This window comes from Actinosynnema sp. NPDC002837 (assembly GCF_040295345.1).
Lineage (GTDB): Bacteria > Actinomycetota > Actinomycetes > Mycobacteriales > Pseudonocardiaceae > Actinosynnema.
On record NZ_JBEOVG010000059.1, the window covers coordinates 13,949 to 33,571 of the forward strand.

Below are 19,623 nucleotides of genomic sequence, written 5' to 3' on the forward strand. Positions count from 1 at the left end.
GGTCAGGCCACCTTCTCGGAGTAGTCGCGCCAGGCCCAGTCGAGCGTGCGGCGGGCCAGCACGGAGAGGGCGTGCTTGCGGTACGCGGCCGAGCCGCGGACGTCGTCGATGGGGCTCGCGGCCTCCGCCACGAGTTCGCCGAACCGCCGTTTCACCGAGTCCAGCAATGGTTTCGGCGAATCCCACTGGTTGGTGGCGGTCAGCTCGGCGGACAGGAACTCCTCGGCCGCCGACGCACGGCGCGGCGTGGGCGCGGCGCTGCCGACCGCCGCCCCGACCCGCTGCCGCGCCGGGTGCAGGGCGACCGCGAACGAGCACACCGCGATCACCATGGCGTTGCGCGTGCCGACCTTGGCGAACTGCTGCGGTGCCCGCGTGACCGGCACGTGGACCGCCGTGATCAGTTCGTCCGGCTCCAGCGCGTTGCGCTTCACGCCCAGGTAGAACGCGGTGGCCGGGATCAGCCGGGTGCCCCTGGTCGAGGCGGCCTCCACGGTGGCGTCCCCGGCCAGCAGCACGGGGTGCGTGTCACCGGCGGGTGACGCGGCGCCGAGGTTGCCGCCGACCGTGCCCCGGTTGCGGATCTGCGGCGAGCCGACCGTGCGGGACGCCATCGCCAGCCCCGGCAGGCGGTCGCCCAACTCGTCGATGATCCGCGTGTACGGGACCCCGGAGCCGATGCGCACCGTGCCGCCGTCCCCGTTGCCGCCCTCGGAGTCCCAGGAGCGGAGTTCGGCGATCCGGGTCAGGTCGAGCAGGGCGGCCGGGCGGCGGTGGTCGAAGTTCAGCTCCACCATCACGTCCGTGCCGCCGGCGATGGGCACGGCGTCCGGGCGCTGCGCCTTGAGGGCCAGCGCTTCGGCGAGTGTGTCGGGGCGGAGGAAATCCATCGGCTACCTCGGTGGGTGGAGTGCGCGGTGTGTGAGCCAGTACACAGACCCGGGGCGGTGATCGGCTAGAGCGGTGTGGATGAATCCCAGGCTCCTACGACGAGTGGATTTGTGCTTTCCTACAAACACGATCGGACGAAGGTAAACCGGTCGGATGACGTGGAGGGGGCGCCTGTGTTGCTGGTTCGGAGCCTGCTCGGGATGCCGGAGCTCCGGCTCCGCCTCGTCAGCGGCGCCGAGTCGTTGGACAGGCCCGTGACCAGGCTCTACGGCACCGAACTGCCCGATCCGGCCCGCTACCTCTCCGGTGGCGAGCTGGTGCTCTCCGGGCTGTTGTGGCACCGGACGGCCGCCGATTGTGAAAAGTTTGTCGCTTCCCTGGCGGCGGCGGGAGTCGCCGCGTTGGCGGCCAGCTCGCCCGACGCGGCCGAGTTGCCCGAAGCGCTGGTGCGGGCGTGCGAACAATACGGCGTTCCGCTGCTGGAGGTGCCGGTCGACCTGTCGTTCGCGGCCATCACCGAACGGGTGGTGTCGGAGCTGGCGGCCGAACGGGTCGGCGACGCGGGCGCGCTGCTGGGCAGGCACCGGCGGCTGCTGACCGTGGTCGCCGACGGCGGCGGGCTGTCCGAACTGGTGGCGGCGGGCGCGTCGGAACTGGGCGTGCCCTGCTGGGTGCTGTCGTGCACCGGTCACGTCGTCGCCGGGCCCGAGCTGCCGGAGGCGGCGGCGCTCGTGCGGGAGTACCTGCTGGCCGACCGGCTGCCCCGGGTCGTGCGCGGCACGACCTTGCTGCCGGTGTCCGCGCGCGGGGGTTCGCGGCTGACGTCGTGGATCCTGGTGGTCTCCGGCGACCGCGCGCAGGACGAGGTGGCCACCGAGCTGGCCAGCCTGGTCGGCGTGGAGCGGGCGCGGGTCGTGCAGGGGCGGGAGATCGAGAACCGCGCGGCCGGGCCGCTGCTGCGGCAGGTGTTCGCGGGCGGTGACCTCGCGGCGCGGATCGCGGCGGTCGGGTGGGACCCGGACGCGCCGCTGCGGGTGCTGGCCGCCTCGGTCTCGGACGGGCAGGTGGAGCAGGCCGTCGCGCTGGTGGAGGAGGTGCTGGCGTCGGTCACGTCGGCGTTTCTGGTGTCCGCCGTCGACGGGGAGGTGTACGCGCTGGTGCCGTCCGGGGCGTGGGCGGACGGTGTGCGGTCGGCGTTGCGGACGCTGGAACCGGGCCTGCGCTCGACCAGGGTGCTGGTCGGGATCTCGTCACCGGTCGGGCACTCGGGGCTGCGCGGCGCGGCGGAGGAGGCGTCGCACGCCCGGCGGCTGGGCGAGCGGCGGACCGGGCGGACGTGCGTGGTGGCGGGGGAGGAGATCGCCCTGCACCAACTGCTGCTGGCCGGCGTGCCGGAGGAACTGCGCCGCTCGCTGCGCCGCCGGCTCCTGGGCCCGGTGCTCGACTACGACGCCGAGCACGGCTCGGACCTCGTCGGCACGCTCCGGGTGTTCTTGGACTGCTCCGGCTCGTGGACCACCGCCGCCGCGCGCCTGCACGTCCACGTGAACACCCTGCGGTACCGGGTCGGCCGGGTCGAGGACCTGCTGGGCGTGGACCTGTCGGACTTCACCGAACGGGTGGACCTGTACCTGGCGTTGCAAGCCGGCTGAACCCGGTCCGCGCACGAGCGCCGTCCCCGACCCGCCGCCGCGCGGGTCGGGGACGACGTCCTCCTCACCTCACCTGCTGCCACGGGACGAGCGTCGGGCGCTGTCCGGTGGCGAGGAACTCCTCGATCGCGACCGCGAGGTCGGCGACCGGGATCTCGCAGTGGGTGGGGAAGCGGACCCCGGCGTACCGGGGGCGTCGGCGCGGGCCCTCGCCGAGGCTGGCCCACGAGCCGGTGATCACGTCGGTGAACAGCATCGCACCGCGGTCACCGCGCACGCCGACCCACACGCGGTGGTCCGGGCGGTCGCCGTGCACGAGGGTGGCTTCGCGCGCCACCGCGAGGCGGTCGAGCAGGCGGCGCACGTCGCCCGCGGCGCGCAGTTCGTCCACACCGGACGCGAAGTTGGCCTGGATCATCGTCACTCCTTGCACCGGCGACCGGAGTTCACGCACTGCACCAGTCGGTTCATGATCTCCTCGGACATCACGTTCGCGAAGTCGTCGTGGTCGGAGAACGGGTTGTGCTCCTCCTGCGGGAAGGCGTCGACCGCGTACTGCCCGGCGACCTGGACGTCACGGGGGATGTTGTAGGTCAGGCTGATCCGCAGCTGCGGCACGGCCTTGAACCCCTTGGGGCACTTGCCGTCCTGGTTCGGCGCGACGATGTGGTCGCGGTGGTTGGCGCTGTCGGTGTTCTTGCCGTCCCAGCAGCTGTTGAAGTCGTGGATGCGCTTGACCTTGCTGCCCTCGGGGCAGATCGGGTACTTGTTGATCAGCACCTTGTCCTCGAACCCCGTGCAGGTCCACGAGTTGCGCGCGTTCTTCGGGCCGTTCGTGGAGACCTTCGCGTCGCCGTAGAGGATCCGCAGGAACTGCGGCATCGGCTCGACCTTGCCGACGGGGCTGCCGCGGAAGGTGATGTCCACGACCTCGGGGCGCTGGATCTCGCCCTCGTTGCCGGGCAGCTCGTTCTCGTCGCTGGCGCTCTTGCCGTCACCCTTCTCCGGCGCGTCGGCCTCGGCTTCCTGCGCCGCCTCGGCGACCTGGGCGTCGTTGGCGTCGCCGTCCTTCACCGTGCACGGCGCGAGCCTCTTGAGCCCTCGCGGTCGTTCGGCGACCCGGTCGACGGCCTGCACGATGCGGTCGATCGTCGCGGTCCGCTTGTCCCGCAGCGGTCGCAGGACGGCGTTGTTGACGAAGCCGGGGTCGTCGACGTTCGCCGCCGCCTTCAGCCTGGTGTTGGCCTCCGCGATCTGGTCCTTCAACGCCTGGAGGTTGCGGTCGACCTCGGCCTTGGCCTGGCGCGGCACGTTGCGCAGCTTGCGCTGCACGTCGGGGCACTCGACCTCGGCGCCGGCCGGCTCGCCCGGCTCGTCGTCCTCGTTCTCGCGGTCGATCCGGACCACGGGCCAGAAGTAGGCGGACTTGTCGCCGTTCTTGCAGGTGGTGTCGGCTTCGAGCAGGCTCTCGTCGGTGGAGTCGGCGTCGGTCGACACGTTGCCCACGTAGTCGTGCAGGTGCTCCGCGCCGTTGCGGACACCCGGCTGCGCGATGAAGTTGTCCGGGTTGAAGTGGCCGTTCTCGTTGCGGCCGCAGTCCACCGTGAACGTGCCGGTGCTCGCGCCCCGTTGCGGCCGGGGCGCCCGCACGTTGCGCTGCTGCTTCGTGATGTCGACGAACAGGGAGATGTCGGCCCCGTCCGCCTGGGCGGTGCCCTGATCACCGGTGGTGCTGATCGCGACGGCCAGGCCGATCGTGAGCGCCAACCCGGTCACGCCGGCAGTCAGCTTCGTGCGCCGGGAGAAGCGGTGCCGCCCCTGGTTTCGCGTCATGGATGTGTCACCTCGTCGTAGGTACGCGCCTGTGTGCGTTGAACCCCGACCGCCGGTGGGCGGTGGACACAGTGGCATACGTACCGAACCCAGTCCGCGACCTGACCGTTACCTTTTCGTTATCCGAACCGACCCCTAACCTTCCCGTCGGCCCGGTCGTCGGGACCACGGGTCCCGATCCTTGCGGCTCACCGCTCGCTGCGGCGAGCATTCCTGCCATTTCTGTGACACTCGAACCACGTTGCGTACACGGGAGGAGTGCACGTTGACGCAGGGTAGGGACAACGTGGTGTCCGGCACGGCCCATGGCCCGGTGGTTCAGGCGGGGAGCATCGGGGAGGTGCACTTCCACGACCAGCGACGGGAGCCGTTGATCCCGTACCAACTGCCGCCCTCTCCGAGGTTGTTCACCAGCCGGGTGAGGGAACTGGAGGCGTTGGACGGCTGGCTGCTGGAGAACGGGCGACATCCGCTGGTCGTCGTGGTGAGCGGCCCGGGAGGGGTGGGGAAGACCTCGTTGGCCTTGCGCTGGCTCCACGACACCCGGTCGAAGTTCCCGGACGGGCAGTTGTACGTCGACCTCGCCGCGGTCACCGGCGACGGACCCATGACGCCGGACGAGGTGCTCGAGTGGTTCCTGCTGGCGCTGGGCGTGCCCGCCGCCGACATCCCGTGGGGCCTACCGCGAAGACAGGCCGCGTTCCGCTCCCTGACCGCGGACCGGGCGATCTCCGTCCTGTTGGACAACGCGGTCTCGGCGGCCCAGGTGCGGCCGCTCCTGCCGACCTCGTCGCACAGCGCCGCCGTGGTGACCAGCCGATGGCGGCTCAGCGGCCTGGCGGTCGACGGCGCCCGGTTCGTGGAGGTCGAGTCGTTCGACGAGGACTCGTCGTTGGAACTGCTGGAACGGGCCGTCGGCACGCGCGTCACGTCCGAACCCGACGCGGCGCGGGAGCTGGCCCACCTGTGCGCGGGCCTGCCCATCGCGCTGTCGGTGGTCGGGGCCCGGTTGTCCACCCACCCCCGGCGCTCGCTGTCCACAGAGGTCGGTTCGCTGCGTGCCGAACGCCTCGGCACGCTGACCTTGGCCGACGGGGCGTCGGTCGAGGCGGTGTTCGACGTCTCGTACCTGGAGTTGCCGCCCGGGCACGCGCGGGCGTACCGCCTGTGCGCCTTGCACCCCGGGGCGTCGTTCGGCGTGGAAGTGGCGGCCGCCGCGGTGGGCGAGCCGCCGGAGGACGTCGAACCGGTCCTGTCGGACCTGGTGGAGAAGAACCTCCTGAGCGAGGTGGAGGACGAGCGCTTCCGCTACCACGACCTGCTGCGCTTGCACGCCCGCCGGCACGCGGAGTGGGACTCGGCGACCGAAGGCGACGCCGCCGTGCGCCGCATCGTCGAGTGGTACTTGGACCGCGCGGTGGCCGCCGACCTGGCCGTGGTGCCGAACAGACCTCGGGTCGGGCCGCGCTACGAGTCGGTGGACGCGGTGTTCGACCACCTCGCCGGCGCGTTGGACTGGCTGGAGGTGGAACGCGTGAACCTGGTCAAGGCCATCCGCGAGGCGGCCGACCGGGAGTGGCACGCGCTCGCGTGGCAGGTCGCGGAGACCTTGTTCGGGTTCTTCCTCCACCGGCACCACTTCGCCGACTGGATCTCGGCCTTCGAGACCGGGGCGGAGGCGGCGCGACTCGACCGGCACGACGTGGCGGAGTCCCGGCTGCGCATGCAGTTGGCGATCGGGTACCTGAACGTGGGACGGCGGACCGACGCGTCGCGCGCGGTATCACGGGCGCTGGAGCTGGCCCACCGGGCGGGGGACTTCGCCTCGGTGGCCACCGCTCTGCGCCAACTCGGGCGGATCTGCCGCGATCGGGGCGACGCCGAGGAGGCGCTGGCGTACTTCCGGCGGTCGCTGGAGGTCGAGTCGGCGCTGGGCAGGCGGCGCGGCGAAGCGCTCGCCCACCGCAGGATCGGTGAGGCGTTGACCGACCTGGCACGGCACGAGGAGGCGGTCGCCGCGCTCACCACCGCCGCGACGATCATGGCGGAGCTGGGCCAGCTGCTCGAACTGGCCCGCATCCACACCGTGGCGGCCGTGCCGGCCCTCGCTCTGGGCCGGGTGGACGACGCGGCCCGCCTGCTGGACTCCGCGTTACCCGTGATGGTGGAGTCCAAGTCGCCCGATTACATCGCCGACGTGCTGCTGCTGTTGGCCGACGTCGCGTCACGTCGAGGTGACCGGAAGCAGGAGCAGGACCACCTCAAGGCGGCGGAGGCGGCGTACACCCAGGCCGGGCAACCGGTGCCGGAACGCGTCAAGTCACGCCTGGCCGGGTAGATGACCGCATCGGCCACCGCCACCCACCGCCCGGTGGCCACACGGTCCTCCGCCACGACGAACCCGTCCCACGGGCCGCCGACGACCCGCCACACGCCGGGCGCCTCGGCCCGCCACTCACCCCACGACACGGGGCACCGCCACCGGCGACACGGGCACCGCTCGTGCGGGCTCGGACAGGCCCATCAGGCGGTACATCGTGCGGCGCAGGATCGCACCGGCCCGATCGGGGCACGAGGTGATCGCCTCGGTCATCCCGGGAACCAGCGCGGCGTCGTCGAGCGACGGGCGGCGCGGGTCGAGCACCGGTGCCTGTCGGTACACGAGGTCGGCCAGGCTGCCCTCGCGCAGCAGGCCGTCGGGCAGCGGCACGACCGCCACCCGCTTGCCGACGGCCGCCGCGTACTGCGTGCACGACCCGTGATCCCCGACCACGACGTCGGCCGCCACCACCGCGGCCCGCCAGCCCTCGTCGGGTGGGATGACGAGCAGTCCGCGCGGCAGCCACGCACGAACCTGGCGCGCGCCGTGCACGCTCCAGATGTTCGGGTGGAGCACGGCCGCCACCGGCCCGCCGGTGGCCAGGAGCCGTTGGTACAGCTCGACGTGCGCGCCGAACGTCGAGTGGGGCGTCCAAGTCGAGCAGACGGTGACCAACCGCTGATCCGGCGTCACGCCCAACGCCCGACGGTAGTGCTCGCGGTACGGCGTGCTCGCGCGCATCCGGTCCAGGCAGATGTCCCCGGCGACCACGGCGGCGGACTCGGCCTCGGGGCACGATTCCCGCAACGCGTCGAGTTCGTCGTCGTGCGACAGCGCGATCGCCGCGGCGACGACGCGACCGTCGCGGACCAGCTGCTCTCGCGTCAACCCGTGCGTGGGGAGCGCATCGCGTCGGCGCGGCCGTGACCGCGACTTCAACGCCCCCGCGCCGTGCGGCACGACCAGCACGTCACCGTGCACCTGGTCGATGCCGCGGAAGCTGGCCGCGAGCACCAGGTCGAACCGGTGCCGTGTCGCCTGGCCCCACGGCACGACGTGACCGCCGAGCCCTCGCACGAACTCGTCCGTCCCGTGCACCGCGCCTTCCGTCGTGAACAGCACCTGCACCCGGTGGTCGGCCTCCAGCAGCGGCACCAGGTCCGCCAACCTGGTTCCCGCGACCACGTGCGGCACCACCAGCAGCACCGACTTGCACCCCGCCCTCGTCACTCGGCTCTCCGCGCCGATGCCGATCGGCCCATTCGTCCACAGGTCCCCGGTCACGTGGCACCTCCGATCAGGTTCGCTCGACCAGTTGGCACGAGAATCGACGACCGACCTGTCGGAGCGCTCCACGGTGATCTTCCAAAACCGTTGAACCGCTGTTCAGGGCACTGTTGCACGTGCGGTTCCGCAACCTTGCGGGCTGGCCTGTCAGGTATCTGTCAAACATCTGTCGGGCATCGAATAGCGATTTTGCAACGGTAATTGCCAGCTGGTCGCGCGTTGCACCAGACTCCGACTGGACGTCAGCGAGGGGTGGCGCTGTGACCTTCTTGTTCTCGATCTTGGGCGAAACGCGAATACGCATCGGCTCCCGGTTGGACAGGGGTTGGGCGGCACCGAAGACCCGGGGGATGCTCGGTGTGCTGTTGACCAAGCCGGGCAGCTGGTTCACCACTTCCGAACTCGTGGAATGGATGTGGGAAGAGGACGACAAACTGCCCCGGAACCTGGCGCAGACGTTCTACAACTACTCCGGTCGGATCAGGCACGCGTTGCAATTGATGAACGCCGGCGTGGAATTGGAGAATCGAAAGGGCGGCTATCGGGTGACCGCCCTCCGGGGGAACGTCGACTACTTCTTATCGGCTCAACTGCTCGACCGGACGCGCGAGGCCGGCGAGCCGCGGGACACCACGAAGGTGGTCCGAAGGGCGATGGAGTACTGGGCCGACGACATCCCGCTCGCCGACCTCCCGGGCGAACCGGCGCTGGCGTGGCGCCGCCAGGCGCACGAGAACGTCTGGCTGCCGATGCAGAGCGTGTTGTGCTCCAGCCTGTTGGCGGACAACGACTTCCGCGGCGTGATCTCGCACATCGACGGCCTGCCGCCCGCGGACTCGGCGTACCTGCCACTGGTGATGCACCGGCTCGAGGCCATGCACGGGCTGCACCTGCGCAGTGAGATGGACGCCTACTACTACGTCATGAGACGTCGGCTGCAAGACGAGTTCGAGGACGCTGCCGCGGCGACGCTCAAGAAGTTCTACGAAGGTCTGGCAGAGCACGCACAGGTACGACCGCGCGGATCCGGGCGGACGTTCACTGTGCCGCGGCGACTGCCCCACGACATCGAGGACCTGGTGGGGCGTGACGCCCTGCTCGCCAAGATCGACGCGGTGACGGGGTGCGCCAAGGAGGAGCCCCGGCCCGGTGTCGTCCTGCTGCACGGCGCCGCGGGCGTCGGCAAGACCGCCCTCGCGTTGCACTGGGCGCACCGGGTCGTCGACATGTTCCCCGGTGGCGCGCTGCACTGCGACTTGAAGGGGTTCGCGGCGGACCAGGCGTTGGACGCGAGCGTGGTGGTCGATCGCTTCCTCGAAGCACTGGGCGTCGACGTGGACCACCTGACCACCGCCGACCGGCGGGCACGGCGGCTGGAGTCCACCTTGCAGGACCGCCGGACGCTCGTCGTCCTGGACAACGTGCGCGGACTGCCTCAGGTGTCCCCGTTGCTGCCGCTCCTGCGCGACTGCACCGTCCTGGTCACCAGTCGCAACCGGCTGCCCGGTTTGGGCCCCCGGGCGTTTCCGGTGGCTCCGCTGGGTCCGTCGGAAGCCGCTCGGATGCTCGAAGGCCGGATCGGCGACCGGGCCGTCCGCGATCAGTGCGCGGTGGAGGACCTGGGCGCGCTGTGCGGCGGCCTGCCCTTGGCGATGGAGATCGTGGCCCACCGGATCGCCGCGAGCCCCGGCGCGGCGCTCGCCGAGTTCGTCGCCCAGTTGAGGGACGAGCGCCGGCTGTTGAACCTCGGCAATCACGGCGCCGACGGCGACATCAGCCTGAAGACGGTGTTCTCGTGGTCGTACCGCGCGCTGACCGGCCTCGACCGTCGCGCGTTCCGGCTGCTGGGCCTGCACCCCGGACCCGACTTGAGCATCGACGCGGTCACCGCCGTGCTCGGCACGACGCGGTCGGCCGCGTTGGACTGCCTTGAGCTGCTGACTTCGGCCCACCTCCTCGAACAGCCCGGTCCCCTGCACCGCTACCGCTTCCACGACCTCCTCCGCGACTACGCCGAGGAGTGCGCGCGAGTGGACGAGACGGAGCGGGAACGCGGGCTCGCCGAGCACCGGCTCGCCGACTTCTTCCTGCACACCGCGAAAGCGGCGGACTCGGTGGCGTTCCCGTTCCGCGAGGGCGTTCCGGTCGGTGATCCGGTGCCCGGCGTGGTGCCGCTCGACTTCGCCCACGACCGGGCGGCACAGGACTGGTTCATCGAGGAGCGGGCCAACCTCTGCGCGGTCATCGACTTGGCGGCCCGCCGCGGCATGCACTCCCGGGTGTCCCGGATGGCCCACGTGTTCGCCGACATGTTCCGCAGGTGCGGCTACTACGAGGAGGCGCGTGCGGTCCTCACTCTCGCGGTCGGATCGGCGCAGTTGGAGGGCGACGCCGACGCGGAGGCCGCGGCGTACAACGACCTCGGCTTGGCGTACTTCCAGCAGTCGGCCTTCCTCGAGGCGCGCAAGCACTTCCACCGCGCGCACCTCATGGCCAAGTTGATCGGGAGCGAGCACGGCATCGCGGTGTCGTTGCACTCGCTGGCCCGCGTCGACGTGGCGGAAGGCCGGATCGACGACGGAGTCGCCCGCTACCGGGAGGTCCTGCGCATCGCGAGCGACGGGCACCACGGTGACCTGGAAGCGGGCACCCTGCACCGGTTGGGCGTGGTGGCGGTGGACCGGAACAACCGCGTTGACGCCGCGAAGCTGTTCCACCGGGCGCTGGACCTGCGTGAGCGACTAGAGAACCTGGCGGGACAGGCGGACACCCTCGGCGAGCTGGCCGAGCTGCACCGCAGGCAGGGCGAACTGCGCACGGCGGAGGACTACGCCAACCGGGCGATCAGCCTGCACATGCGCACCAGGGACCAGGCGGTGGCCGCGCGTGCGTGCGAGGTCCTGGCGATGATCTGGCGCGACCGCGGTGACCTGGTCGGCGCCACCGAGGCCGCGCGCCGCGCCGTCCAGCTCCACGACCGGGTGGGCAACTCGAAGCTGAAGGCCGAGGCGCTGGTGCTGCTCGGCGAGCTCAGGTGGTCCGCGAAGGCACGGGCGGCGGCTCTGGACGGGTGGGAGCAAGCGTTCTCGATCTTCGAGGACGCCGGCGACCCCCGCGCCGCGACAGTGGCGGCCAGGCTCGACCCGTTCGACGGTGAACGCACCGTTCCCACCGCCAGGAGCCCTCGTTGGTCGCCGGATCGGTCGGCCGAGGAGTCCGGGATGGGACGCGAGATCCAGTAAGCGGAAGGATTCCGCGTCCACCAAGACGGACGTCTGGCTTTGGATTGGCAGCGACCGCGTTTTTCGTGTCGACGACGTTTGAGTAGCAGATCGGCGAGCCGGGTGATGCTCAGGCCGCCACGGCTGGGTCACGTTGGCGCATTCGATCACTCAAGGTGATCATGCAGTTGGCCGAGTCTTACGGCATTCGGGGCCTCCTCGCAGGCCTTCGAGGGCTGCTCAGGCCGGGGCGGGTAGCCCCATCGGTACGAAGATCACTCTTTCGTGGACGGTCGATGCGGGTCTTCGGCCGACCGGGTTACCTGCGCAATTCCACCCCGCAGGGGGCGCCATGTGCTGCCGTGCAAGACTTTCGCTCCCTCGGGCATTGGCCAGAGGGGCCAAGATAAGCGAAAGGTAATAGGATCAACGTGCTGGTTCTAGTAGCGCGGGCGATCGCCGCCCTGACCCTTTTGGGTGTGGTTGCGAGCCCGATCGGGACCGACTACTGGTCGATCAACGAGGTCGACAGCGACTACTGGTCGATCAACCAAGCTTGACGAGGTCCCGGTGAAGCTCGGCGCCTGATGCCGTGCAGCCGCCTCGGGCCCGTGGGGAGGCCCGAGGCGATCGGTGCGCGGGAGGCGCGGCCTACTCATCCTGTCGGTTCGCTGTAGAGGCTTCACCTCGCGCTGATCGCTGCGAAACACTCGCCGGACCGCCGCAACGCGAGAAGGAGTGTTCATGCAACGCACACTCGGTGCGCTGGCCGCCGTGGTGCTCGGGGTCTCCCTCGTCACCGCCGCGCCCGCCACCGCCGCGCAAGCACACCCGTTCCCCACGGAGTTCCCCCTGCCCGACGGGTTCCTGCCGGAAGGCATCGCGATCGGGGACGCGCCGACCGCCTACTTCGGGTCGCGGGCCGATGGGGACCTGTTCCGCGTCGACCTCCGCACCGGACGCGGGGAGGTGTTCAGCCAGGGGCCCGGCACGGCTTCGGTCGGGGTGAAGGTCGATCGGCGCAAGCGGCTGTTCGTGGCCGGTGGCGCGGGTGGTGACGGGCGGGTCGTCGACGCTCGAACGGGAGTGATCCTCAAGTCCTACCGGTTCGCGGCGGATGCGAATACTTTCGTCAACGATGTCGTGATCACCGACGACGCCGCCTACTTCACCGACTCGCGGAAGGCGGTGCTCTATCGCGTCCCGTTCGGCCGGCACGGGTCGTTGCCGGACTCGCACACCGCGATTCCGCTGACCGGCGACTTCGTCCTGACCCCCGGCGTGAACAACGCCAACGGGATCGCGGAGACGCCCGACGGCAAAGCGCTGCTGGTCGTCCAGAGCAACACCGGTCAACTGCACCGCGTCGACGCGCGCACGGGCGTGACGACCGCCGTCGACCTGGGCGGCGAGGTGCTGACCAACGGCGACGGGCTGCTCGTCGAGGGCCGCACGCTCTACGTCGTGCAGAACCGGCTCAACACCGTCGCGGTGTTTTCCCTGGCCAAGGACGGGTCGAGCGGCGCGCTCGTGACCAAGATCACCGACGCGCGGTTCGACGTGCCGACCACGGTCGCGTCGTTCGCCGGCCGGCTCTACCTGCCCAACGCCCGCTTCACCACGCCGCCCACGCCCACGACGACGTACAACGCCGTTTCGGTGCCGAAGCCGTGAAACACAGGGGGCCGGTGGCGAGAAGTTCACATCGGCCCCCTGTTCGTGGCATCACTCGACTGGGTAACCTCATCGTCGCGTCGCGCAAGTGATCGCTGTCTCTTCGTAATAATGATCTTGAGTGTTACCGTTCCGTCGCCGATCGGGTGAAGAAGAGTCAGCGTTCCTAGTGCTGCGCCTGACCTGGCAACGGACGAGGCTGCGGAGCGCTGTGAAGCAGAAGAGCACCACGGAGACGAACTACAAGACGATCCGCTCACGACTCACCGGTGTCGTCGTCGTCCCCAGCATCGTCCTGCTCATCATGTGGGCGCTGTTCTCGTCGTACACCCTGTTCGACGGCTTCTACCTCCGCGCGGTCGCCTCCGGTGTGAAGGACGCGTCGATCCCGGCGGTCCAGACCTTCGCCGCGCTGCAGAAGGAGCGCGAGCTCAGCATGACCGCGCTGAGCCAGCCCTCGCTCGGCACCAGCAACCTCGAGGTGCAGCAGGCCGAGACCGACCGCGCGGTCGACGGGATGCGCGCGGCGTTCGACGAGCTGGCGTCCCAGGCGCCGCAGGAGATCGTCGACAAGATCAACGCGCTGAACGTGCTGCTGGACCAGCTGCCGCAGCGCCGCTCGGCCCTCGACGCCGGACGCGCCTCGAAGTCCGAGATCTACACCTACTACAACAGCCTCCTCGACGCCGGTGACGCGCTGTTCAGCGTGCAGGCGCGCGTGGTGCCCGACCACGAGTCCGTGAAGGGCGCCATCACCGCCGAGGAGTACTTCAAGGCGGCCGACTGGATGTCCCGCGCCACGTCGCTCGCGTCGAGCGCCCTGGCCGCCGGGCAGTTCACGCCCGAGGAGCACATCGAGTTCGCCAACCTCGTCGGCGCCTACCACTCCTCCTACGACTCGATCGCGCCCTACGCCCAGCCGGAAGTGCGCGAGCACTACCAGTTCATGATCGAGGGCGACCAGTGGAAGCGGCTGGTCGAGTTCGAGGGCAGATTGATCCAGAACGGCTCGAAGCCGAGCAACGCCGGGTCGCTGCAGGAGTGGCAGAACGTCAGCGGCCCCATCTCCGACGAGCTGACCGCGCTGGTCAGCGAGCAGGCGTCGAGCGCGGTGAACGTGACCATGGGTCGCGGCGAGAGCAAGTTCCGCACCGTGCTGATCGGCAGCCTGGTCGCGCTGCTCGCCGTGATCATCGGGATCCTGATCGCGATCCGCACGTCGAACCGCCTGGTCAACCGGGCCCTGATCACGCGCCTCACCGCGTTGAAGAAGGACTCGCTGACCCTGGCGCACGAACGGCTGCCCGACATCGTCGACCGGCTCCGCGAGGGCAAGCACGTCGACGTCGAGGTCGAGGTGCCGCCGCTGGACTACGGCAGCGACGAGATCGGCCAGGTGGCGGACGCGTTCAACGCCGCCCAGTACACCGCCGTCGCCGCGGCCGTCAAGGAGAGCCAGGCCCGCGAGGGCGTGAACCGGGTCTTCCTCGACATCGCGCACCGCAACCAGGGCCTGGTGCACCGCCAGCTGAAGATCCTGGACAAGCTGGAGCGCGAGGAGGAGAACCCCGAGCAGCTCGACGCGCTGTTCCAGCTCGACCACCTCGCCACCCGCGCCCGCCGCAACGCGGAGAACCTGATCATCCTCGCGGGCGAGCAGCCCGGCAGGCAGTGGCGCAAGCCCGTGCGCCTGCTCGACGTGCTGCGCGCCGCGGTCGCCGAGACCGAGCAGTACGTGCGGGTCAAGGTGAACCCGGTGCCGGACACCGCGCTGGTCGGCGCGGCCGTCGCCGACACCATCCACCTGATCGCCGAGCTCGTCGACAACGCCACCGCGTTCTCCTCGCCGCGCTCCCAGGTGCAGGTGCACGCCAGCGAGGTACCGCAGGGCATCGTGGTCGAGATCGAGGACCACGGCCTCGGCATCAACCCCGAGGACCGCGAGCAGCACAACGCGATGCTGGCCGACCCGCCGGAGTTCGACGCGATGCGCCTGCGCGGCGAGTCCCGGCTCGGGCTGTTCGTGGTCGCCCGGCTGGCCGCCCGCCGCGGCATCCACGTCGAACTGCGCGACTCGCCCTACGGCGGCACGCTGGCGCTGGTGCTGATCCCGTCCGCGATCGTCGCGGGCCCCACCACGGCGACGGAGCCCGCCGAGACCCGGCAACTGCCCCGCCGCTCCTTCCACGACATCCCGGAGCAGGGCGACGACTCAGTGCGAGACGCCAGGTTTCCCGACAGTTCCCGAGACCTCGAGGGGTTCTGGGCCCAGGCCGAGGCCGCGGCCAACGAGCATCCCCTTCCAGAGGTCGAACGACTGAGCGGCGGGCTGGACCTGTCGCAGCGCAGCGGCGAGCTCGACCTGCCGCAGCGGAAGCGGGCCACGTCCGAGTGGCCCGCGGACGAGCCGGAGTCGGCCGCCGCCGTCGCCGACCGACCCGAACTGCCACGCAGGCGCCGTCAGCAGAACCTGGCGCCGCAGTTGGTGCGCAACGATTTCCACCCTTCGCCCGAACCGCTCCCCGAGGTCGACCCCGAGAAGTCCGCCGAGAGGGTCCGCAAGGGCCTGTCGGCGTTCCAACGGGGCACACGCGACGCCCGTCGGACACCCGCCGACGACCTCGAACCCTGACCAGCAGTGGCCGGACGACTGGAAACCGGAAAGGCAACCCGATGAACGACATGACCAGCCAGCACAACGAACTGAACTGGTTGTTGGAGGACTTGGTCAACCGGGTGGTCGGAGCTCGGCACGCGGTGGTCCTCTCGGCCGACGGTCTGCTGCTGGGCCGCTCGCCCGGGCTGTCGAAGGACGACTCGGACCACCTGTCCGCGATGGCCTCGGCGTTCCAGAGCCTGGCCCGCGGCACGGGACGGCACTTCGGCGGCGGCGCGGTGCGGCAGACCATCGTCGAGATGGAGCACGCCTACCTCTTCGTCACCGCGGCCGGCCACGGCGCCTGCCTGGCCGTCCTTGGCGAAGAGGACTCCGACATGGGCATGATCGCCTACGAGATGAACATGCTCGTCAAGCGCGTCGGCACGTACCTGTCGTCGGCGCCGCGCGGCACCGCCGCGGCGAGCCTGCCGGCCGCTCGAAGGTCCTCCTGATGGCGGGCCGCGAGGACTGGTGGTACGACGAGGCCGCGGGCCCGCTCGTCCGCCCGTACGCGATGGTGCGCGGTCGGACCCGCCCGCTGCGGCCGGAGCTGCACCTGGTGACGCAGGTGCGCGCGATGCCGTCGGCGTCGGACCCGGACGCGTTGTCGGTCGAGCACCTGGAGATCATGGAGCTGTGCCGGCGCCCGTTGTCGGTGGCGGAGGTCGCCGCGTACCTCGATGTGCCGCTCGTCGTCGTCAAGGTGTTGTTGAGCGATCTCATCCAGCGCGGTGACGTCGTGATCCGAGACCCCTCCCGAGTCCCGCAAGTGCCGGACCGGAACCTGCTCCAGGCGGTGTTGGATGGTGTCCGTGGAATCTGAGCGGCCGGGTGGGGAACTGCTCGTACCCACCCCAGTGAAGATCGTCATCGCCGGTGGCTTCGGCACGGGGAAGACGACGATGGTCAACTCGGTCAGCGAGATACCCCCGCTGCACACCGAGGAGCTGCTCACCGAGGCCGGTGTCGGCGTCGACGACGTGCTGGGCCTGGAGTCCAAGGAGACGACCACGGTCGCGCTGGACTTCGGCCGCATCACCATCAACCCGGAGGTGGTGCTGTACCTGTTCGGCACCCCGGGCCAGAACCGGTTCTGGTTCATGTGGGACGAGCTGGCCTACGGCGCGATCGGCGCGGTGATCCTGGTCGACACGCGGCGGCTGGACAGCAGCTTCCCGTCGATCGACTTCTTCGAGCGGCGCGGCATCCCGTTCATCATCGCGGTGAACTGCTTCGAGGGCGCGCACAGCTACGAGATGGACGAGGTGCGCCGCGCGCTGGACGTGGACGCCGCCATCCCGCTCGTGCTGTGCGACGCGCGGGACCGCGAGTCGGCCAAGACCGTGCTGGTGAGCCTGATCCAGCACACCATGGACCGGCTCGACGCCATGGCCTGACCGGTCGACGGCCACCGCGGCCGGAGGCGGGTGACCGGGACACCGGTCACCCGTCCGCCTACACCACCGGTTCGAGCCTGCAGTTGAAGTGCCGCAACAGCTTCGGCACGTGCGTCAACCGGTAGCCGGGCACCCGCTCGGGGTCCTTCGCGATCTCCGCCAGCGTCTCGCCGACGTACTCCAGGTGGCTCTGGGTGTAGACCCGGCGCGGGATGGCCAGGCGGACCAGCTCGTACGGCGCGGGCTTGACCAGCTCACCCGCGTCGTCCAGCTCGCCGAGGTACAGCGAGCCGAGCTCGGCGCACCGGATGCCGCCCGCCAGGTACAGCTCGGTGGCCAGGGCGAACCCCGGGAACCGGCTCGCCGGCAGGTGCCGCAGCAGGCGACCGGCGTTGAGGTACACCGCGTGCACGCCGGTCGGCCGCACGCTGTCCACCCCCGCCGCCCGGGCCAGCTCCGCCACGTACGCGGTGGCGTCCGCCCGGGCCCGCAGGTACTCCGGCTCGGTCACCTCGAGCAGGCCTTGCGCCAGCATCTCCAGGTCACGGCCGGAGAGACCGCCGTAGGTGCGGAAGCCCTCGGTCGCGATCAGCAGCAGCTCGCACTTGGCGGCCAGCTCGGGGTCGCGGAGGGCGAGCAACCCTCCCATGTGGACGATGGCGTCCTTCTTCAGGCTCGCCACGCACCCGTCGGCCAGCCGGAACGCCTCCTCCGCGACCTGCCGCGGTGTGTGGTGCTCGTAGCCGGGCTCCCGCTGGGTGACCAGCCACGCGTTCTCCGCGAAGCGCGCCGCGTCGAGGAAGAACGGCACGCCGTGGCGGCGGGCGATCCCGGCCGCCGCCTTGAGGTTGGCCATCGACACCGGCTGCCCACCACCACCGTTGTTGGTGATGGTGAGCAGCACGACGGCGACGTCTTGCGGGCCGGACAGGATGGCTTCCAGCGCGTCGAGGTCGATGTCGCCCTTGAACGGCGCGTCGTCGTCGAGGTCCTTGGCGGCCTGGCACGGCAGGTCGACGGCCTGGCCGCCGAGGATCTCGACGTTCGCCCGCGTGGTGTCGAAGTGCGTGTTGCTGACGCTGACCTGGCCCGGCTTGAGCAGGGCGGTGAACAGGATCCGCTCGGCCGCACGCCCCTGGTGGACGGGGAAGGCGTGCGGGTAGCCGGTCAGGTCGTGCACCACGTCGTGGAAGCGGTAGTAGGAGCGCGCACCGGCGTAGGTCTCGTCACCACGCAGTCCCGCCGCCTGCTGCTCCGCGGACAGGGCGCCGGTGCCCGAGTCGCTGAGCAGGTCGATCGTCACGTCGGTGGCGGCGAGGTTGAACGGGTTGTACCCGGCTGCGGCCAACGCCCGTTCGCGGTGTGCGCGCGTGGTGATCGGGATGGGCTCCACGACCTTGATGCGGTACGGCTCCATCGTGGGCATGGGTGACTCCTAGCCTGCCAGGCTGACCGAACGGGGCGAGGCCACGTCGTAGGCCTCGGACGAGAGGTAGACGGTGATCCCGGGGCGGGGCCTGCCCATGCGCAGCGACACGTGGGCGATCAGGCCGACGCCTTCGTCCAGCGGACGTCGGGCGATGGTGCGCAGCGCGCTGTCGAACTGCGTGGGGTCCAGGTCGTACTTGGCCATCACCGCGAGCACCCGGCGCCGGGCCTCTTCGTCGTCGGCCACGTAGTCCCGGATCGGCACGTACAGGGAATAGCCGCTCGGCGCGTCCGCGTCGCCGTCCAGGAACGTGTAGCTGGAAATGAGCGGACGCTTGTCGAACGTTCCGGTGCTGCCGCCGGTGAGCAAGCAGAAATCGGGCACCCTGTCCACATCGACACCCCGGGCGGCGCTCGCCGCACGCGTGACGTCCGTTACATCGGCGGCGTGGTGGGAGATGTAGACCTTCACCCGCGCCCGCCGTTGTTCGACCAGGTCGAGTGCGAAGAAGGAATACTTGTCAAGTCCGGGCCTGGTGACCGCGTGGGAGCGCAGGGTCGGGAAACCGGCGGCGAAACCGGTCCGCTCCAGGCCTTCGCGCACCAACTCTTCGGCGACCGCCTCGCCGCGCACTTCCGGGTTGAAGTAGACCTTCACCGCGGGTGCCTCGTCGCGCCGGAAAACCAGTGAGTACCAGAACGTGAAATCGCTTTCCGGGTGCTCCGGCAGGAACAAGCTCCTGACCGCGTCGAAACGACTGGTGTCCAGGTCGCCGCGGCGCTTCATCCGGTCGAGCGCGGCGAGCGCCGCCGACGTGTTGGCCGCACGGGAAGGCCTGGTCGCGGTGGGTTCGACGATGGTGCGCAGGGTCGGGGACTCACCCGCGGCGAACGCCGTCGAGAACTCGACCGGGGTGTGGTCGTCGGCGACGTCGGAAGGCCAGGCCGGGCTGGTGGAAACCGGCCGGAGGCCGCCGGGTCCGAGGGCGTCCGCGAGCAGTCCCACGGAGTTGAAGCTATTTTCGGTGATACCCAGCGAATGCAACAGGGCGCTGAGCTGGCGGCCCGTGAAATCGCGTATGGATACTTTTTGAGGGTCCAAGGCGGGGTTCTCCTCGTGGGGGGCGAGTCGAAAGTTACGCTAGGCGAAGCAATCTTGTCCACCAGGCGGCCGTAGCGTGACGTAGGGCACTCTAAAGGCAGGTCACAGGTCCTGTCGATCAGTAACCCCGAGGAAGACGACGGTAATCAAGGATACTCC

The 19,623-nt window shown here is 70.2% G+C and carries 14 protein-coding genes; 8 read left to right on the plus strand and 6 right to left on the minus strand.

Annotated elements, in window-relative coordinates:
* Positions 1–2: 2 nt before the first annotated feature.
* Positions 3–890, minus strand: a complete 888-nt coding sequence (locus ABTZ99_RS30695) for an FAD binding domain-containing protein (protein ID WP_499616170.1) — start codon at positions 888–890, stop codon at positions 3–5.
* Between the two features lie 174 nt (positions 891–1,064).
* Here ABTZ99_RS30695 and ABTZ99_RS30700 point away from each other — a divergent pair, with 174 nt between their 5' ends.
* Positions 1,065–2,543 (plus strand): PucR family transcriptional regulator, encoded by a 1,479-nt coding sequence (locus tag ABTZ99_RS30700; RefSeq protein WP_499616173.1) that lies wholly within the window; start codon positions 1,065–1,067, stop codon positions 2,541–2,543.
* 64 nt (positions 2,544–2,607) lie between these two features.
* On the opposite strand, the gene ABTZ99_RS30705 is transcribed toward ABTZ99_RS30700, so the two are convergent.
* Both ABTZ99_RS30705 and ABTZ99_RS30710 read right to left on the minus strand, forming a co-directional pair.
* Entirely contained in the window at positions 2,608–2,961 is a 354-nt protein-coding gene (locus ABTZ99_RS30705) for an Imm1 family immunity protein (protein ID WP_499616176.1), read from the minus strand.
* Positions 2,962–2,963: 2 nt separating this feature from the next.
* Entirely contained in the window at positions 2,964–4,376 is a 1,413-nt protein-coding gene (locus tag ABTZ99_RS30710) for a DUF1996 domain-containing protein (protein WP_498778849.1), read from the minus strand.
* 265 nt (positions 4,377–4,641) lie between these two features.
* On the opposite strand from ABTZ99_RS30710, the gene ABTZ99_RS30715 reads away from it, so the two are divergent.
* A complete protein-coding gene (locus tag ABTZ99_RS30715) occupies positions 4,642–6,714 on the plus strand; it encodes a tetratricopeptide repeat protein (RefSeq protein WP_499616179.1) in 2,073 nt (690 codons plus the stop codon).
* A gap of 117 nt (positions 6,715–6,831) precedes the next feature.
* On the opposite strand, the gene ABTZ99_RS30720 is transcribed toward ABTZ99_RS30715, so the two are convergent.
* Positions 6,832–7,980: a hypothetical protein gene (locus ABTZ99_RS30720; RefSeq protein WP_499616181.1), complete on the minus strand. Its 1,149-nt coding sequence runs from the start codon at positions 7,978–7,980 to the stop codon at positions 6,832–6,834.
* Positions 7,981–8,333: 353 nt separating this feature from the next.
* On the opposite strand from ABTZ99_RS30720, the gene ABTZ99_RS30725 reads away from it, so the two are divergent.
* The 6 genes from ABTZ99_RS30725 (at position 8,334) to ABTZ99_RS30750 (ending at position 16,934) form a co-directional block, all read left to right on the plus strand.
* Positions 8,334–11,225, plus strand: a complete 2,892-nt coding sequence (locus ABTZ99_RS30725; RefSeq protein ID WP_499616184.1) for an ATP-binding protein — start codon at positions 8,334–8,336, stop codon at positions 11,223–11,225.
* Positions 11,226–11,948: 723 nt separating this feature from the next.
* Positions 11,949–12,878 carry an SMP-30/gluconolactonase/LRE family protein gene (locus tag ABTZ99_RS30730; RefSeq protein ID WP_499616187.1) on the plus strand — a complete coding sequence of 310 codons (930 nt, stop codon included), beginning with the start codon at positions 11,949–11,951 and terminating at the stop codon, positions 12,876–12,878.
* A gap of 211 nt (positions 12,879–13,089) precedes the next feature.
* On the plus strand, positions 13,090–15,510 hold the full coding sequence (locus ABTZ99_RS30735) for a sensor histidine kinase (RefSeq protein ID WP_498778841.1): 2,421 nt from the start codon (positions 13,090–13,092) through the stop codon (positions 15,508–15,510).
* A gap of 41 nt (positions 15,511–15,551) precedes the next feature.
* Positions 15,552–15,989 carry a roadblock/LC7 domain-containing protein gene (locus ABTZ99_RS30740; protein ID WP_230565585.1) on the plus strand — a complete coding sequence of 146 codons (438 nt, stop codon included), beginning with the start codon at positions 15,552–15,554 and terminating at the stop codon, positions 15,987–15,989.
* On the plus strand, positions 15,989–16,360 hold the full coding sequence (locus ABTZ99_RS30745) for a DUF742 domain-containing protein (protein ID WP_498778839.1): 372 nt from the start codon (positions 15,989–15,991) through the stop codon (positions 16,358–16,360). Before ABTZ99_RS30740 ends, ABTZ99_RS30745 begins: the two co-directional genes overlap by 1 nt.
* Positions 16,341–16,934 carry a GTP-binding protein gene (locus tag ABTZ99_RS30750; RefSeq protein ID WP_499616191.1) on the plus strand — a complete coding sequence of 198 codons (594 nt, stop codon included), beginning with the start codon at positions 16,341–16,343 and terminating at the stop codon, positions 16,932–16,934. Before ABTZ99_RS30745 ends, ABTZ99_RS30750 begins: the two co-directional genes overlap by 20 nt.
* A 58-nt stretch (positions 16,935–16,992) precedes the next feature.
* On the opposite strand, the gene ABTZ99_RS30755 is transcribed toward ABTZ99_RS30750, so the two are convergent.
* A complete protein-coding gene (locus tag ABTZ99_RS30755; RefSeq protein ID WP_498778838.1) occupies positions 16,993–18,360 on the minus strand; it encodes a tryptophanase in 1,368 nt (455 codons plus the stop codon).
* Positions 18,361–18,369: 9 nt separating this feature from the next.
* Positions 18,370–19,464, minus strand: coding sequence for a tryptophan dimethylallyltransferase family protein (locus tag ABTZ99_RS30760; protein WP_498778836.1), 1,095 nt, complete (start codon positions 19,462–19,464; stop codon positions 18,370–18,372).
* Positions 19,465–19,623: the final 159 nt, after the last annotated feature.

Excerpts from the sequence above, each read along its gene's own strand:
- ABTZ99_RS30695 (WP_499616170.1), bottom strand. The coding sequence starts at position 890 with ATGGATTTCCTCCGCCCCGACACACTCGCCGAAGCGCTGGCCCTCAAG.
- ABTZ99_RS30705 (WP_499616176.1), bottom strand. The coding sequence starts at position 2,961 with ATGATCCAGGCCAACTTCGCGTCCGGTGTGGACGAACTGCGCGCCGCG.
- ABTZ99_RS30710 (WP_498778849.1), bottom strand. The coding sequence starts at position 4,376 with ATGACGCGAAACCAGGGGCGGCACCGCTTCTCCCGGCGCACGAAGCTG.
- ABTZ99_RS30725 (WP_499616184.1), top strand. The coding sequence starts at position 8,334 with ATGCTCGGTGTGCTGTTGACCAAGCCGGGCAGCTGGTTCACCACTTCC.
- ABTZ99_RS30730 (WP_499616187.1), top strand. The coding sequence starts at position 11,949 with ATGCAACGCACACTCGGTGCGCTGGCCGCCGTGGTGCTCGGGGTCTCC.
- ABTZ99_RS30740 (WP_230565585.1), top strand. The coding sequence starts at position 15,552 with ATGAACGACATGACCAGCCAGCACAACGAACTGAACTGGTTGTTGGAG.
- ABTZ99_RS30745 (WP_498778839.1), top strand. The coding sequence starts at position 15,989 with ATGGCGGGCCGCGAGGACTGGTGGTACGACGAGGCCGCGGGCCCGCTC.
- ABTZ99_RS30750 (WP_499616191.1), top strand. The coding sequence starts at position 16,341 with ATGGTGTCCGTGGAATCTGAGCGGCCGGGTGGGGAACTGCTCGTACCC.
- ABTZ99_RS30755 (WP_498778838.1), bottom strand. The coding sequence starts at position 18,360 with ATGCCCACGATGGAGCCGTACCGCATCAAGGTCGTGGAGCCCATCCCG.